The following is a 15,751-nucleotide window of genomic DNA, read 5'->3' as shown; positions in this document are numbered from 1 at the left end:
CATTGAACGGCCGCATGAAGGATGTCGCGGTACTTTGCCGGAGTGGATGAGGGAATGTTCACCCCGACGCTGGACTGGGGCAGCGAACTGTGGACCTCGCTGATATGGATCGCGCGGGGCTGGGCCATGGCGGCGGTGTGCACGCTGGTCGTCCTGGTGTTCATCGCCAGGTTCACCACCTGGGGCCGTCAGTTCTGGCGCATCACCGGCGACTACTTCAAGGGCCCGGAGAGCCTCAAGGTCTGGCTGTGGCTGGGCGCACTGCTGCTCTCGGTGATCGTCGGAGTCCGCCTGACGGTGCTGTTCACCTTCCAGGGCAACGACATGATGACCAGCTTCCAGGTGGTGGCGTCCGGCCTCGGCAGCGGCGACGACGCCGTCCGGAACTCAGGCAGAGACGGGTTCTGGCTGTCGATGATGGTCTTCGCGCTGTTGGCCGTCCTGCACGTCGCCCGGATCATGCTCGACCTGTTCATGACGCAGCGGTTCATGCTGGCCTGGCGGGTCTGGCTCACCGACCGCCTCACCGGCGATTGGCTGGACGGCAAGGCGTACTACCGCGGCCGGTTCATCGACGACACGATCGACAATCCGGATCAGCGCATCCAGCAGGACATCGATATCTTCACAGCCGGAGTCGGCGGCCTGCCCAATACCCCCAACAACACCTCGACTTCGACGCTGTTGTTCGGTGCGGTCAACGCGATCGCCTCGATGATCTCGTTCACCGCGATCCTGTGGAACCTGTCCGGGACGCTCACCTTGCCGATCGTCGGCGACGTGCCACGCGCGATGTTCTGGATCCTGCTGGTGTACGTGCTGCTGGCGTCGGTGTTCGCGTTTTGGATCGGTAGGCCGATCATCTGGCTGTCGTTCAACAACGAGAAGTTCAACGCCGCTTTCCGCTACGCGTTGGTGCGCCTGCGCGACGCCGCCGAGGCGGTCGCCTTCTACCGCGGCGAGATCGCCGAGCGGTCGGGGCTACGACGGCTGTTCGCCCCCGTCGTCTCGAACTACAAGCGCTACATCAACCGGATGATGGGCTTCTACGGCTGGAACCTGTCGATGGACCAGATCATCGTGGTACCGCCCTATCTGCTGCAGTTCCCCCGGTTCTACACCGGCGAGATCACGCTGGGCGCGATGAGCCAGACCGCAGCGGCCTTCGGCAACATCGAGCAGGGCCTGTCGTTCTTCCGCAACGTCTACGACCAGTTCGCCGGGTATCGAGCGGCGATCATCCGGTTGCACGGCCTGGTGATCGCCAACGAGGAGGGCCGCGCGCTGCCCGAGTTGACCACCACCGCATGCCACGACGGCACGGTGGAGCTTGCCGGTGTCGAGGTCCGCACCCCCGACGGTAGGCAGCTGCTCCGACCGCTCGATATGCGGCTGAAAGTCGGCGACACCCTGGTCGTCACCGGCCCGTCGGGCAGCGGCAAGACCACCCTGCTGCGCAGCCTGGCCCAGTTGTGGCCGTTCACCACCGGCACGCTGACGCGGCCGTGCGGACCCAACGAGACGATGTTCCTGTCCCAACTGCCCTACGTGCCGCTCGGCGACCTGCGCACGGTCGTCAGCTACCCCAACGAAGTGGGCACGATCGACGACGGGACGTTGCGCAGCATGCTGCACAAGGTGGCCCTGCCGCATCTTGCGGACCGCCTCGACGAGGTCGATGACTGGGCCAAGGTCCTGTCACCCGGCGAACAGCAGCGCATCGCGTTCGCCCGGATACTGCTGACCAAACCCAAGGCGGTGTTCCTCGACGAGTCGACGTCCGCGCTCGACGAGGGCCTGGAGTTCATGGTCTATCAGTTGGTGCGCACCGAGCTGCCCGACACCATCCTGGTCAGCGTGAGCCACCGCAGCACCGTCGAACAGCACCACACCCACGAGCTGGCGCTGCTCGGTGACGGCGAATGGCGGCTTGGACGCGTCGAGGGTGACGAACCGGCGAAGGTCTAACGCGCCGCGGCGTGTTCGCCGGCGCGGCGCGCTGCGTGTCTGCCCACCCGCCGCCCGAAGAACGACCCTTCGCCGAGTTGGGTCCCGCTGGCGTAGCCCTTGCCGTCATGGGCGATGTTCGATGCGCACGCACCGGCCGCATAGAGGCCGGGTACGACGGATCCGTCCTCGCGCAGCACTTCTCCGTCGACGGACACCGCCAGCCCGCCCATGGTGAAGCCGGAGTACATCGCCCGCCCCAGCGACAGGTCGAAGGCCGCGAACGGACCACGGTCCTGGGCGGCGAGATACTCGGGCTGCTTGTGGAAGTCGGGATCCTCACCGCGCGAGGCGAATTCGTTGTACCGGTCCACGGTCGCGACCAGGTTGCCCTGCGGAATACCCAGTGCCGCTTCCATTTCCGCCACGGTCTCCCAGCCATCGATGAACTTGATCAGCGGCATCTCCGGCATCTCCATGTGAGCCTCGTCGACGACGAGGTAGGCCGTCTGCTCTGGCTGCTCGAGCACGAAAGCCGAAGTGCGCGAATGGTATGAGTCCTCGGCGACGAAGCGCTTGCCGTCCTTGTTGACGATCACACCGGTGAGCAGGATCTCGGGCGGATACGCGGCCGCGGTGATGAACAGCTGGTCCATGTTCTTGGCGACTCCGCCCGCCGAGATGCCCATCCGGATGCCCAGACCGTCGTCGTTCGGATTGCCCAGGATGTAGGGCTCCACCTCACCGTGATGCTTGGTCTTGCGCTTCTGCCCGAGCGCGGGGGTGTAGCGAGCGACCATGTCGGGATTCATCGCAAAACCGCCCGCGGCGATGACCACCGCCTTCGCCTTGATCGCACCCGTCTCGCCGAAGTGCTTCCAGCGCACACCGACCACCGCCGCCCCGTCCTCGACGACCAGGTTCGTCACGCCTGTCTCGTAGCGGATCTGCACGCCGAGTTCGGCGGCGCGCTTCACCAACAGGTCGATGACCATGGCGGCACCGCCGAGCTCACCGGGCACCGGCACCGAATGGCCGCGCGGCGCCGGCTTGGCCTGCTCGCAGAACGGCCACACCTTCTCGTTGCCGGTGTACGACAGGCCCTCGGTCCCCGGCGGCACCACCACCTTGCCCGGGTAGTAGCTGCGCTCGAACTGAAAACCCAAGTCCTCCAACCAGTTGAAGTGTTCGACGCTTTCCTCGCAGTAGGCGCGCAGCTTCTCGTGGTCGGGGTCCGGTGAGACCGACACGAGGTACTTGTACATCTCTTCGGGGTTGTCGTCGTGGCCGGTGGCCTGCTGCACCGCGGTGCCGCCGCCGAGGTAGAAGTGCCCGCCGGCCATCGACGTCGTACCGCCCGCGTCGGCCGCCTTCTCCAGCACCAGGACTCGCGCGCCCTCGGCGGCCGCGCTGACCGCCGCACATCCGCCCGCGATGCCGAACCCGACCACCACGACATCGAATTCGTCGGACCACGACCCGACGTCGGCGGCGTCGAGGGTGTCGGGGATCTCGCTGGTGCTCACTGCTGCTCCTGTTTGATGTAGTCGAAGAATGCCCTGATCTCTTCGGGGATGTAGGCGATCTCCAGGTACGGCACACCGGTGGCGGCGATGTAGGCGAACTCCATACCGCCGCTCATCACCCCGCGCTGAATCGCCTCGGCTCCCCGTTCGGCCAATGCCGCCTCCACATCGCCGACCTCGACGCAGATGTGGTGCATCCCTGGGCCCGCGGTGGCGAGGAAGTCGGTGTAGATGCTGCGCCCGGAGACCGGTGCGATCAGTTCCAGCTGGGTGTCGCCCGCGTAGCTCAGCGAGATGTCCGCGACGAAGTCGGCGGGCTCACCGCGATACGTGCAAGTGTCGGGTGCGAAGTGGACGCCGGGCATACGCACCCATTTGCGGGCGCCCAGCAACGTGGTGAGCGCATGCTCGGTGGTGTCGAGGTCCTGCGTCACCCACGCGATCTGGACAGGTGTCTGGGCAAGCATCGCGTCGAGAATATCCGCGGCCCGCCCGATTGGCTAGAACGTGTTCTAGTTCAGGCGTTCACCGTAGTACGCCTTCAGGCAGCGGTCGGCGGCGACGGGGCCGGCCCGCCCGAGGCGATGTTCGCCTCGCGTCAAGGCAGGGATACGGAGCCGACGCTGGCGGATGCAGCGGAGATGACGTCCTCGCGTGCCTGCTGGCTGGCGGTCTGCCAGGACACCGCTGCCGGATACGTCCCCCAGGTGCTGTTGAACATGCCGATCAGCACCGCCCGGTTGTCGGGGGTGACCACATACACCGGGCCGCCCGAGTCGCCCTTCTGGCTGACGACACCGTTGGCCATCGTGAACCAGCCGTTGTTGACGGCCTCGACGTTGCCGCAGCTCTCACCGGTCACGACACCGAAGTGGCACACCGGCTGCCCGGCCGTCGGCACGACACCGGGGTCTGCCACCAGCACCTTGCCCCCCGGCAGGACGTTGTTGACCACGACGTCGGGTGCCAGCGCGATCGCCTCCCAGTCGGCGATCTGATGATTGGTGTCGACGGTCGCGCCGTTGGGGGTGTTGTCGCGGTACACCGTCTGCATCCCGATGAGGTTGCCCTGCCGGTCGCGCACGGGTCCACTGCCCCGGCAGTGGCCGGCGGTGAACGCGATCCGGGTCGCGGGATCGACGTAGCCGAGGGTGCAGACGTTGCTGTCCTGGTGGATCTCCATGCCGGGGTGGACCATTACGCCCGGAGTGGCCTGCGCGGGCGCGGAGCCCAGCGCAAGCGCGGCCATCGGGGCGGCCAGCGCCGCCAGTACCCGTACCGCATGTCGGCGCACTGTCGTCTCCGCTCGTCGAGCCGATGAAGGTCCGGCACCGCCGCGTTGTGAGCCACTGAACCGGGTCAGAAGATGCGACAATCACCGCCCGACCAGGAGCAACCACTCGACGATGGTCCCGTCACCTGCCCATCGGTGAAGGTCACAGAGACGTTACGCCCCGGCCGCGGTTTCGGCACGGGACAGCTACGAATCGAAACCCGGATCAGCGCATCCAGCGTCCGCGGTACGTGTTCCGGCGTTCGGTGGTGTGGTCCTCGCGGTCAAGCGACCACCGGGACGCCCGGATGCCGAGGCGGGCCATCGGCTCAGGTGCTCACCGCGGCCGGGTGGTCTGCCGTGAGCGGTGGTCGCGCCGGCGCCCACCCGGGCGGACCGAACATGTAGCCCAGCTTGTCGCGCCACCGCGGCGCCCGGCGGACGTCACGCGCGATCGCCACGTACTCGTGTGTCTGCAGCGTCCAGATGTTGTAGGTGTCGACCTGCTTGGTCAGCCCGTAGTGCGGGCGAATCGTCTCTGCCTGAAAGCTGCCGAAGATCCGATCCCACAGAATGAAGATGCCGCCGTAGTTCTTGTCGAGGTATTGCTGGTCCATGCCGTGGTGCACTCGGTGGTGTGACGGCGTGTTGAAGACGAATTCGATTGGGCGCCAGAGCCTTCCGATCCGCTCGGTGTGAATCCAGAACTGGTAGATCAAGTTGATCGAGAAGCTGGCGAAGACGATCCACGGCGGTACGCCGAACAGCGGCAGCAGGGCCCGCAGAAACACGTCACCGCTGATGTTCCACTTCTGGCGCAGCGCGGTGGCGAAGTTGAAGTACTGGCTGGAGTGGTGCGCTTGATGGGTGGCCCAGATCAACCGCACCCGGTGTGCCATCCGGTGGTAAAGGTAGTAGAGCAGGTCCACCCCGACGATCGCGATCACCCACGTGTACCACGCGTCCGCGGGCAACTGCCACGGCGCGACGTAGACGAACAACGCCGCATATCCCAGCAGCGCCACGAAGTTCAGCACCCCGCTCGTGCCGATCGAGACCACGCCCATCCAGATGCTGGCCCACGCATCGGACCGCTGATACGCACCTGCCGGTGCACGATCGGCTCCCGCTTCCTCGTGTGCCAGCCTGGCGGCAGCCGCCCACTCGATGACGAGCAGCAACAAGAAGAACGGGACCGCGAATATCACCGGGTCGTGCATCAACGGCGGCAACACCTGCGCGAAGGCGCCACTCACATCCACTTCGAAACCTCCGGGCAAAGCATACGACTCAACGGAAGCTCAGCACCTGATCGCCCCACGCGGTGCGCAGATCGCGGTCGAGGTCGTCGACCACCCGGTCTTGGGCGTCGATCAGCAACGTGGCGCGGTCGCCGGCGCGGTACGACCGCCACACCGGGTCACCGGCCGCACCCACGGGTGTGTGGTCGACGGCGAAGTTCAACCAGCGTCGCCGGATTCGCGCCGACACCCTCTTTCCCGCCTTCGCCCCGCCGAGCTTGAAAGTCGGGTCCTTCGGGCCGGTGTTGAGATTGCCCCAGACATAGGGCAATTCGGTGGCGTGCGCGGCGCCGAGCCGCAGGAGGCGCAACATCGGGGTGGCGAAGTCGAATCGGTAGAGGTACACCGGCGCGACCTCGCGATGGCCTTCGGCGAACCAGACCGACGGCATCCGGAACCCGATGTCGCGTGCGACGCCCAAACCGATGGTCTTGCCTCGCCCCCGGTAGGCGGCGCGGATCTGGCGTTCGTCGGGCAATCGCAGATCGGGTTGCTCGGCTGCGATCTCGGCGAACATCGCCCGGATCGCCTTGGGTGTGATCGGCATCAACGGCGACCTCATCCAGCGGAACAGTGCGGCCTCGTGCTTGTTGGTTCCGATGATCAGTGGCACCGGGCGTGTGCGCCCGTCGCGGGCGAGTTGAACCGGATGCGCAGGCACCACATCGCCGTCGATGATCGGCGCGAACGCCAGCGTGCCAGGTGTGCGCACGGGGATGCGGTCGAATACGTGCTTGGAGGCGGCCAGCAGAGCGGAGGTGGGGACCGACGCCAGCCGCGGGGCGTCGTTGGAGCCCAGCCCGAGGTGCTCGAGGAACATCGCCGCCACCCGTTGGGAGCGCTCGCGGTCGTACACCGAGGTCGCCGGTGAGCTCTGGGCGATCGCGGCGCCGAACAGTCCCTCGGCGGCCGGGCTGGCCAACAGCGTGGTGATGATCCCGGCGCCCGCGGATTCACCGAACACGGTGACGCGCGTCGGGTCTCCCCCGAAGCCCGCGATGTTGTCGCGAACCCATTGCAGCGCGAACAGGACGTCACGCAGCCCGAGGTTGGTGGCGAAGTTTTCGCCCAGCGCGGAAAGATCCAGGAAGCCCAGTGCGCCCAGCCGGTAGTTGACCGTGACGATCACGGCGTCGCCGCCCGCGGCGAGGGCACGGCCGTGATACAGCGGTTGCGCCGACGAACCGAGGACGTAGGCCCCGCCGTGCACCCACACCATCACCGGCCTGCCCGCGCCCGGGTCGATGTCTGATTCCGCCCACACGTTCACGCTCAGGCAGTCGTCGCCCTGCGGAGCGCCGAGGTCGATCGGGAGGCGGCGGTCCGTCGGCTGCGGGCACACCGGGCCCACCCTGGTGGCATCCGCCGGTTCGTCCCAGCGCCGCGGCGGTTCAGGTGCCCGCCACCGCAGCTCACCTGACGGCGGAGCGGCGAACCGAATCCCCTTCCAGGCCTTCACGGTTCCGTCGTCGAGTCCGCGGACCGGTCCGTATGCGGTGTCGACGACGAGCGCGTCATCGGCGGCCCGTGACCCGCCGGTCACCGGAACTCGATCTCGTACGGCATGGGACCCCTCCATCGATGGAACACAGCGAGTTCAGGCTACGTGCGCCGGCGAACAGTCCACCGGCCAGCGGAGCGGCTCGTGCCGGACGGGTGAAGTCCGTTCGGTCGGCTAACTTGATCGCGTGCAGAAGTGGGCCTTGCTGGCCGGTGCGATCATCGTCGAGGTCGCCGCGACGTTGTCGCTGCGGGCGTCCCAGGATCATTCGGCATGGCTTGTGGTCGTCGTCGCCGGCTACGTCGCGGCGTTCACATTCCTGACGCTGGTGTTGCGTGCCGGAATGCCGGTCGGGGTGGCCTACGGAATCTGGGGAGCGGTCGGCACGGCGGGGACGGCGGTTCTGGCCGCGGTTTTCTTCGGTGACCCGTTCACCTGGCCGATCGTCGCGGGCATCGGCTTGATCATCGCCGGTGTCCTGCTCATCGAGTTCGGTTCCCACCGGGCGGTGGAACAGCGGTGATGTATTGGACACTGGCGGCCGCGATCGCCTTCGAGGTGTTGGCGACGCTCTCGCTGCGGGCATCGGAGGGGTTCCGCAAGAAGGCCTGGATCGCACCGATCGTCCTGGGCTACCTGGCGTCCTTCTATCTGCTGTGGCTGACGCTGGCTCTCGGGATGCCCGTCGGCATCGCCTACGGCGTATGGACCGCGTGCGGCGTGGCGCTGGTGGCGGTCATCGCCCGCTTCCTGTTCACCGAACCCCTGACCTGGGTGATGGCGCTGGGGATCGCGCTCGTCGTCGGTGGCGTGCTCACGATCGAGTTTGCCGGCGTCGCGCACTGAGCACGCCGGACACGAGCACGACCAGGACACCGGCGATCGGCACGTCGAGCAGGCCGGTCCGCAGGCTCGTCGCGTCGGCGATCGCTCCGACCAGCACCGGGGCAGCGAAAAATCCGATGCGCATCAGCCAGGTGAGGATCGTCAGCCCGCTCCCCGGCCGCAGGCCCGGCAACTGATCTGCGGCGTGCATCGCCGACGGCACCAGGGTCGCCACGCCGAAGCCGGCCATTGCGAATCCCGCGATCGTGCCGGCAATGGACGGGAATGCCAGCGCCAGACCCATGCCGATCGCGGTGATCGCGCCGCCCGCCCGGACAACGGCGCGTTCGCCGAACCGGTCGACCAGCCTGTCGCCGACCAGTCGCCCGATGAAAAGAAAGGTGGCCGCGGCGATGTAGCCCGTCACCGCGATCGGTCCGGACGCACCGAACGCGTCACGCAGATACAACACCGCCCAGGAGTTGCCGGCGTCCTCGACCGTCGCACCGGCCACCGCGATCAGCACCAACGCGAGCAGCGCGGCGTACACCGCAGCGCCGGCGCTGCCCCCACGGTCGGCGCGCGCTTCCTGGTGGCCGTCGTGATCGGGGACGGGTAGCAGGTGGCGGTACGCGACGAGCACGACCACGCTGCACAGCACAGCCGAGAAGCCGAGATGCAGCGCGCGCGGGACACCCAATACGACCGCCGCCCCGCCCATCACACCGCCGATGATCGCCCCCGCCGCCCACACCGCGTGCAGCGAGTTGATGATCGAGCGACCGTAGATGCGTTGTACCCGCAGCCCGTGCGCATTCTGCGCGACGTCGGTCACCGAATCGCAGGCGCCGGCCGCAAACAGCCCGGCGGCCAACAACACCGGCGACGTCGCCACCCCCGCGAGAACCACGAAGAAGCCGATTCCGATGGTGCCGACGACAGCCACCCGCGACGAGCCATAGCGCCGGATGAGCGTGCCCGCTGTCAGCCCGGCAGCCAGCGCACCCGCGGAGAACGCGGCGACCGCCGCGCCGTAGACCGAATTCGACAGACCCAGATCGCTCTTGATCTCGGGATAACGGGGCAACAAGTTGGCGAACACGGCGCCGTTCGTCAAGAACAGCGCGGCCACCGCAATCCGGGCCCGTCGACCCTGCACCTCGGCCGTCTCCGGTCGGTGGGGCGCCATACCGGCCGACCCTACCCACCGGACCGACCGTACCGAGTGCCGGTTGAGTTCACGCAGATCGGGTATGAGCGAGCCTGTGATGAGACGTGGCGACCGATTCCGGGCAAGATCGGCGACATGACAGACCCCGCCGCGTCACTTGTGGAGTTGGCGCGACGCTACGGTGTCGCAACCGATTACGAAGACTGGACGGGCACGCGCATCGCCGTGGCCGAGTCGACGCTGATCGCGGTGCTGGCGGCCTTGGGTGTCCCCGCGGTCACCGAGGACGACCGCGCCGTCGCGCTTGCCGCACACGACCGCGAGTACTGGTCACGCCACCTTCCGCCGACGATCATCGGGCGCACCGGGGCAACCTCGACGTTCTGGGTACACGTCACACACGGGAACCCGGTCTCGCTGCGGGTCGACCTGGAGGACGGATCCATCCGCACCGATTTGCGTCAACTCGAAAACAACAGGGCGCCTTATGAATTGGATGGCAGACTGGTCGGCGAGGCATCCTTCGAAATACCCGCCGACCTGCCGATCGGATACCACACCCTGAAGCTGCATGCCGATGCGTCGGAGTTCAGCACTCCGATCATCGTCTCCCCCTCGGCACTGCAGCCCCCCTCGGGCAGGAACTGGGGTCTGGCCACCCAGCTCTACAGCGTGCGCTCCGAAAGGTCATGGGGCATCGGTGATCTGACCGATCTAACCGATCTGGCGGTCTGGTCGGCCACCCGCCATGGCGCGGGTTTCATCCTCGTCAATCCCTTGCACGCCGCCGCTCCGGTCGCGCCGATGGAGCCCTCGCCCTACCTGCCGACGTCCCGCCGGTTCGTCAACCCGATCTATCTTCGGGTGGAAGCAATCCCGGAATACGCCTATATCCGCCGTCGCAACCGGTTACGGAAGCTGCGCGAGGCCGTGCAGTCCCGCGCCGACCGCACCGATCAGGTGGACCGCGACGCGGCGTGGAAGGCCAAGCGCTCGGCGCTGAAGGCGGTCTACGAGGTGCCGCGCTCCGCAGGGCGGGAACTGGCGTACGCCGCTTACCGCGACCGCGAGGGGCGCAGCCTCGACGACTTCGCCACCTGGTGCGCGTTGGCCGAACGGTACGGCGCCGACTGGCACCGGTGGCCGAAGCAATTGCAGCATCCGGGCAGTGAAGCCGTCGCGGCCTTCGCCGCCGAGCACGCCGACGCCGTCGACTTCCATCGCTGGCTGCAATGGCAGCTCCACGACCAGCTCACGGTGTCGCAGGCCACCGCGCTGCAGGCGGGGATGAGCCTGGGCATCATGCACGACCTCGCGGTGGGCGTGGACCCCGATGGCGCCGACTCGTGGGCGCTGCAGGATGTGCTCGCGCTCGGTGTCACGGCGGGTGCTCCTCCCGACGAGTTCAACCAGCTCGGCCAGGACTGGTCGCAACCGCCGTGGCGCCCCGACCAACTCGAGAAGCTTGCCTACGAGCCGTTCCGCGCACTGGTCAACGCCGTGTTGCGGCACGCAGGCGGTGTGCGGATCGACCACATCATCGGGTTGTTCCGGCTGTGGTGGATTCCGGACGGGGCGAGACCCACCGACGGCACGTATGTGCGCTACGACCACGAGGCGATGATCGGCATCGTGGCGCTCGAGGCCCATCGAGCGGGAGCCGTCGTCGTCGGCGAGGACCTCGGCACAGTCGAACCGTGGGTGCGCGACTACCTGCTCGAACGCGGCCTGTTCGGCACCTCGATCCTGTGGTTCGAGGCCGACCGCGACGGCGCAGACGGTCCCGCGGGGGGTCCGCTGGCCGCCGAGCGGTGGCGTGAGTACTGCCTGTCGGCCGTCACCACGCACGACCTGCCCCCGACGGCCGGTTACCTGGCAGGCGAGCACGTCCGCCTGCGCGACGAACTCGGACTGCTGACGCGGCCCGCCGTCGAGGAGTTGGCCGACGACCGCGAGCAGCAGAACAGATGGCTGGACGAACTGCGTCGTGTGGGCCTGCTGGATGGGGCCGACGCGGAAGCCGACACCGCATCGATCGTCGAGGCCCTGCACCGTTACCTCGGCCGCACACCGTCGCGGTTGCTGTCGCTGTCACTGGCCGACGCCGTCGGCGACCTGCGCACCCAGAATCAGCCCGGAACCACCGACGAGTATCCGAACTGGCGGGTGCCGTTGGCCGGCCCGGACGGTAAGAAGCTGCTGCTGGAGGACGTGTTCGACGACGTCACCGCGGCGCGGCTCGGTGAAGTCATGCGAGAAGCGGTGCGCCCGGCGGTGTAACGCCGACGGCTTCTGCTCCGGTTTCACATTCGCCACGGCTGCGATATGTTCGCACCGCAGCGACCTGAGGAGATCACGTGAACAAGCTTGTTGTGCTCAGCGGCGGGCTCGTGGGCGTCGGCTCGGCGGCGCTGGTCGGGGCCGGTATCGCGATGTCGCAGCCCAGCACTTTGAACGTGGTCGGCGAACCGTACAACCGGGCGCTGCAGATCTTGAAGTCCCAGGGCGTCAAAGCCTACTTCGGCGGTTCGGTCGGCAGCGTGCTCCCGCAGGCGGAATGCCTGGTCAACCAGCAGAAGATCACCTCCGGCGGTCGGATGCTGCTGATGCTGGACTGCAGCCAGAAGGCGGCGGACCTGATCGCGGAGATGGGTCCCTCGGGCGGGCCGACGGTCGGCCGAAACGGCGTCACCACCGTGACCCCGACTCCGGTGGTGCCGATCCAGGGCGCCCCCGGCGCGGGCACCCCGCCGCCGCCTCCTGCGGGCTGATCAGCCCTCCACCATCCGGCGCAGATTGGTCAGCGTCTGGCTCATCGTGCGGCCGACCTGACGCGCGGCCACCCGGTCGGCGATCAGGCCCAAAAGGTTGCCCGCGGACTCGTAGGACAACCGGAACGTCACCTTGGTGCGCCCGTCCCCGGTGTCGCGCAGGCGGAACCGGCCGCGCTGGGAGACCCCGGTGATCCCGATCCACGACACCTCACGCGGCGCGTCGAACTCGACGACCTCCACCGTGCCGCCGATCGGCACCGAACCGACCTTCCAGTGCACGGTGTAGCGGGACCCGAGCCCGGCGGGCGCATCGGTCATCATCTCCCAGCGCTCCAGACTGGCCATGAACTCCGGATAGCACGCCGGGTCGCTGACGACCTTCCATACCTGCTCGCGATCGGCGTCGATGACGCACTGGCGTTGAACTCTCATGTCTCAGCCCAGAATCGGGAAGCGTCGTTCGGCGGCCAACCGGTCGACCCCGGCCTGCAGGCTGCTCAACACCTTGTCGTTGATGACGTCGTCGTCACTGGCCGCGATGTCGTCGGCATCGATCGGATCCTGCACCTCGATCGCGATCTTCGTCGGCAGCGGCAGCCGAGGAATGAAATCGCTGATGGTCAGCCCCCACGGCGGGGCGACAAGTATGGGCACGCTCTTGAGGCGGGCCAGCCGGTCGACCATCAGCAGCCGCGCCAACCACTGGCCGCGGTCGAGGAACAGCGCCGCCTCCTGACCGCCCACGCTGGCCACCGGCACGATCGGCACACCGGCCTCGCGGGCGAGCTTCACGTAGCCCTTGCGGCCGCCGAAGTCGACCTCGTGGCGCTGCCACGACGGCCGGAACACCTCGTAGTCACCGCCCGGGTACACCAGCAGCGCCCCGCCCGAATCCAACGCCAGCTTGGCGTTGTCGTGATTGGCGGCCACGGTGCCGAACTTGCGCAGCGATCCCAGCCCCGGCATCGAGACCACGAGATTGTGCGCGAGTTGATAGAAGGGCCGCTCGACGCCGAAGTACGAGCTGAACGCCAGGGTGAACACGAACGTGTCGGGCGGGAGGTTTCCACCGCTGTGGTTGCCCACCAACAGGACCGGCCCCTCGGCGGGGATGCGCTCGAGACCGCGGACGTCGGCGCGGAAGTACAACGACGCCAGCAGCCACAGCCCCGGCAACTGCTCACGGATGTAGTCGGGATCGCGCTGGTCCAGATCGGCACTCGGAACCCGGTCAGCCACCTGCTGCCTGGCCCATCCCAGAATGTCGTCGATCGCCACCATGAACGAGTTATAGACGAACCCCGCGAACCTGAAACCTGCGTTCCCACCTATCGCACGTAGACTGTCCGGCACGAAGGAGGAGCCGAGATGGCACAATCACCGGCCCGCGCTGAAGCTCATTCGCCGGCTGGGGCACTGCGGCCACGACGTTTCGCACACGAGGTCGACCCCGGTCCCGTCCAGATCCAGGCCCGCAAGGTGCACTTCGACCTGTCCGGAGTCCCCCTCGAGTGGATCCCGGGCCATCCGGTCGCCTCCACGATGATCAACCTGTTCAACGTGGTGTTGCCCGCCGCCGAGCACTGGTTCGTCCGCACCTACAACGAGGCGTTGCCGTTGGTGCGGGACGCCAAGCTCGCCGACGACATCCGCGGCTTCATCGGCCAGGAGGCGACACACGCCGCAGCCCACGACAACGTGATCTCCGAGTTCCTCATCGGCAACGGGGTCGACCCGACCCCGATGCTCGACCTCGTCGGTTATATGTTCGAAAAGGTCCTGGCGCCAAAGCATTTCGACGACCCCGAGCGGCGCCTGAGCAACCTGTGTGAGCGGTTGTGGCTGATCGCGGCGATCGAGCACTACACCGCGGTGCTCGGCGACTTCGCGCTGAACTCCACCTGGGACGACCACGGCGCGGACCCCACCCTCGTCGACTTGTTCCGCTGGCACGGCAGCGAAGAGGTCGAGCACCGCTGCGTCGCCCACGACGTCGCGGTCTACTTCCACGACAGCTATCCGGACCGGATCCGGGCGATGACGGTCGCCGCGACGGCGATGTTCACCTTCTTCCAGCGCGGCACCTGGTACCTGCTGAAGTCCGATCCCAACAGCGACATCGGCTGGGTGAAGATGCAGCGCCTGCGGATGCGGGACTCCGAACTCGGCCTGCTGCCGAAGTTCCGGACCCTGTTCGGGGCGAACACGCTGTCCTACTTCCGCCCCGGTTACTCGCCCGAGGACATGGGCTCGACCGCCCAGGCCGTGGCCTACCTGGCCACCTCACCCGCCGCGCGCGCCGCGCACCGTTGATGGGCCTGCGGGAGCGCTACCGGCAACTGCCCGCCCATCCGCTGCGGCCGGGACGACGGTACAAGATGATCGGCGTCGCCGACGTCGTGATCAACGGGATGGAAGCGCTGGCCGGCGCCGTGCGCAAGGTCGCACCTCCCCAGAAGCTGGACCGCACGCTCCTCCTGCGGGTCGCCGACCGACAGGTGGTGGCCCGCGACGAGAACGTCGTGGCTCTGACGCTGGTCGCCGCCGACGGCACGCCGCTGCCCCGATGGCATCCCGGCTCACACATCGACATCACGCTGCCCAGCGGGCTGGTGCGGCAGTACTCGTTGTGCGGCGACCCCGCGCACACCGACAGTTACCGCATCGCGGTGCGGCGTATCCCTGACGGCGGCGGTGGTTCGGTCGAGGTGCACCAGTCGCTGACTCCGGGCGCGACCGTCAGCTCGCACGGGCCCCGCAACGCCTTCCCACTGACGGTTCCCGGTTACGGCTCCCCGACCCGGCGGTTGCGGTTCATCGCCGGCGGCATCGGCATCACCCCGATCCTGCCGATGCTTCGTCTCGCGCAAGCGCTCGGTGTGGAGTGGTCGATGGTGTACACCGGGCGCAGTCGCGACAGCCTCCCGTTCGTCGACGAGGTCGCGCGGTTCGGCTCTCGCGTTCAGATCCGCACCGATGACGTCGACGGACTGCCGAGCGCCGACGACCTGCTCGGCGACTGCCCCGACGGCACCGCGGTCTACGCGTGCGGTCCCGCGCCGATGTTGACGGCCATCCGCGAGCGACTGGCCGGTCGCGACAACGTGGAACTGCACTTCGAACGGTTCGCCGCCCCGCCGGTCGAGGACGGCACGAACTTCTCGGTGACGGTGGGCTCACGAAGCCAGACCATCGCCGTCGGAGCCGACGAGACGCTGCTCGCAGCGCTGCGCAGATCCGGTGTGCACCCCCCGTATTCGTGCCAGCAGGGCTTCTGCGGGACGTGTCGCAGCCGGGTGCTGGCCGGCGCCGTCGACCACCGCGACACGCTGCTCACCGACACCGAACGCGACGACGGACTGATGCTGATCTGCATCTCCCGCGCCGCCGAGGGTTCCCATCTGACACTCGATCTGTAGTTGTCTCGTACTAT

Annotated in this window: 15 protein-coding genes; 7 read left to right on the top strand and 8 right to left on the bottom strand. The window is 67.6% G+C overall.

Annotated features, from left to right (window positions below):
• Positions 1-54 precede the first annotated feature (54 nt).
• Positions 55-1,968 (top strand): ABC transporter ATP-binding protein/permease, encoded by a 1,914-nt coding sequence (locus tag AU193_RS08115; protein WP_064421895.1) that lies wholly within the window; start codon positions 55-57, stop codon positions 1,966-1,968.
• Here the strand turns inward: AU193_RS08115 and AU193_RS08110 are convergent.
• From AU193_RS08110 to AU193_RS08090, 5 genes are all read right to left on the bottom strand, one after another.
• Positions 1,965-3,473: an FAD-binding protein gene (locus AU193_RS08110; protein WP_064421850.1), complete on the bottom strand. Its 1,509-nt coding sequence runs from the start codon at positions 3,471-3,473 to the stop codon at positions 1,965-1,967. The genes AU193_RS08115 and AU193_RS08110 overlap by 4 nt on opposite strands.
• A complete protein-coding gene (locus tag AU193_RS08105) occupies positions 3,470-3,940 on the bottom strand; it encodes a VOC family protein (RefSeq protein ID WP_064421849.1) in 471 nt (156 codons plus the stop codon). Before AU193_RS08105 ends, AU193_RS08110 begins: the two co-directional genes overlap by 4 nt.
• Before the next feature lie 131 nt (positions 3,941-4,071).
• Positions 4,072-4,767: a hypothetical protein gene (locus tag AU193_RS08100; RefSeq protein WP_064421848.1), complete on the bottom strand. Its 696-nt coding sequence runs from the start codon at positions 4,765-4,767 to the stop codon at positions 4,072-4,074.
• Between the two features lie 308 nt (positions 4,768-5,075).
• Entirely contained in the window at positions 5,076-5,966 is an 891-nt protein-coding gene (locus AU193_RS08095) for a sterol desaturase family protein (protein ID WP_064421894.1), read from the bottom strand.
• A gap of 70 nt (positions 5,967-6,036) precedes the next feature.
• Positions 6,037-7,626 carry a carboxylesterase/lipase family protein gene (locus tag AU193_RS08090; RefSeq protein WP_082682884.1) on the bottom strand — a complete coding sequence of 530 codons (1,590 nt, stop codon included), beginning with the start codon at positions 7,624-7,626 and terminating at the stop codon, positions 6,037-6,039.
• Between the two features lie 109 nt (positions 7,627-7,735).
• On the opposite strand from AU193_RS08090, the gene AU193_RS08085 reads away from it, so the two are divergent.
• Complete coding sequence (locus tag AU193_RS08085; RefSeq protein WP_064421846.1) at positions 7,736-8,071, top strand: multidrug efflux SMR transporter; 336 nt, start codon at positions 7,736-7,738, stop codon at positions 8,069-8,071.
• A complete protein-coding gene (locus AU193_RS08080; RefSeq protein ID WP_064421845.1) occupies positions 8,071-8,394 on the top strand; it encodes a multidrug efflux SMR transporter in 324 nt (107 codons plus the stop codon). Before AU193_RS08085 ends, AU193_RS08080 begins: the two co-directional genes overlap by 1 nt.
• Here AU193_RS08080 and AU193_RS08075 read toward each other — a convergent pair.
• On the bottom strand, positions 8,363-9,562 hold the full coding sequence (locus AU193_RS08075; RefSeq protein ID WP_064421844.1) for an MFS transporter: 1,200 nt from the start codon (positions 9,560-9,562) through the stop codon (positions 8,363-8,365). The genes AU193_RS08080 and AU193_RS08075 overlap by 32 nt on opposite strands.
• 117 nt (positions 9,563-9,679) lie before the next feature.
• On the opposite strand from AU193_RS08075, the gene malQ reads away from it, so the two are divergent.
• Both malQ and AU193_RS08065 read left to right on the top strand, forming a co-directional pair.
• Positions 9,680-11,824, top strand: a complete 2,145-nt coding sequence (gene malQ / locus AU193_RS08070) for a 4-alpha-glucanotransferase (RefSeq protein ID WP_064421893.1) — start codon at positions 9,680-9,682, stop codon at positions 11,822-11,824.
• A 77-nt stretch (positions 11,825-11,901) separates the two neighbouring features.
• Positions 11,902-12,315 (top strand): hypothetical protein, encoded by a 414-nt coding sequence (locus AU193_RS08065; RefSeq protein ID WP_064421843.1) that lies wholly within the window; start codon positions 11,902-11,904, stop codon positions 12,313-12,315.
• Here the strand turns inward: AU193_RS08065 and AU193_RS08060 are convergent, their stop codons facing one another.
• Both AU193_RS08060 and AU193_RS08055 read right to left on the bottom strand, forming a co-directional pair.
• Positions 12,316-12,750, bottom strand: a complete 435-nt coding sequence (locus tag AU193_RS08060; RefSeq protein ID WP_064421842.1) for an SRPBCC family protein — start codon at positions 12,748-12,750, stop codon at positions 12,316-12,318.
• A 3-nt stretch (positions 12,751-12,753) separates the two neighbouring features.
• On the bottom strand, positions 12,754-13,599 hold the full coding sequence (locus AU193_RS08055) for a lysophospholipid acyltransferase family protein (protein ID WP_064421841.1): 846 nt from the start codon (positions 13,597-13,599) through the stop codon (positions 12,754-12,756).
• 87 nt (positions 13,600-13,686) lie between these two features.
• Between AU193_RS08055 and AU193_RS08050 the strand changes: the two genes are divergently transcribed.
• A complete protein-coding gene (locus AU193_RS08050) occupies positions 13,687-14,631 on the top strand; it encodes a metal-dependent hydrolase (protein WP_064421840.1) in 945 nt (314 codons plus the stop codon).
• The gene (locus AU193_RS08045; protein WP_064421839.1) at positions 14,631-15,737 is read left to right on the top strand and encodes a PDR/VanB family oxidoreductase; all 1,107 of its coding nucleotides are present in this window, start codon (positions 14,631-14,633) and stop codon (positions 15,735-15,737) included. The genes AU193_RS08050 and AU193_RS08045 overlap by 1 nt, the downstream gene beginning before the upstream one ends.
• The last annotated feature ends 14 nt before the right edge of the window (positions 15,738-15,751 follow it).

It is taken from the genome of Mycobacterium sp. GA-1285 (assembly GCF_001499905.1).
Classification (GTDB): Bacteria; Actinomycetota; Actinomycetes; order Mycobacteriales; family Mycobacteriaceae; genus Mycobacterium.
Note: the sequence above shows the minus strand (reverse complement) of the source record. Positions and strands in the feature narration are given on the sequence as shown.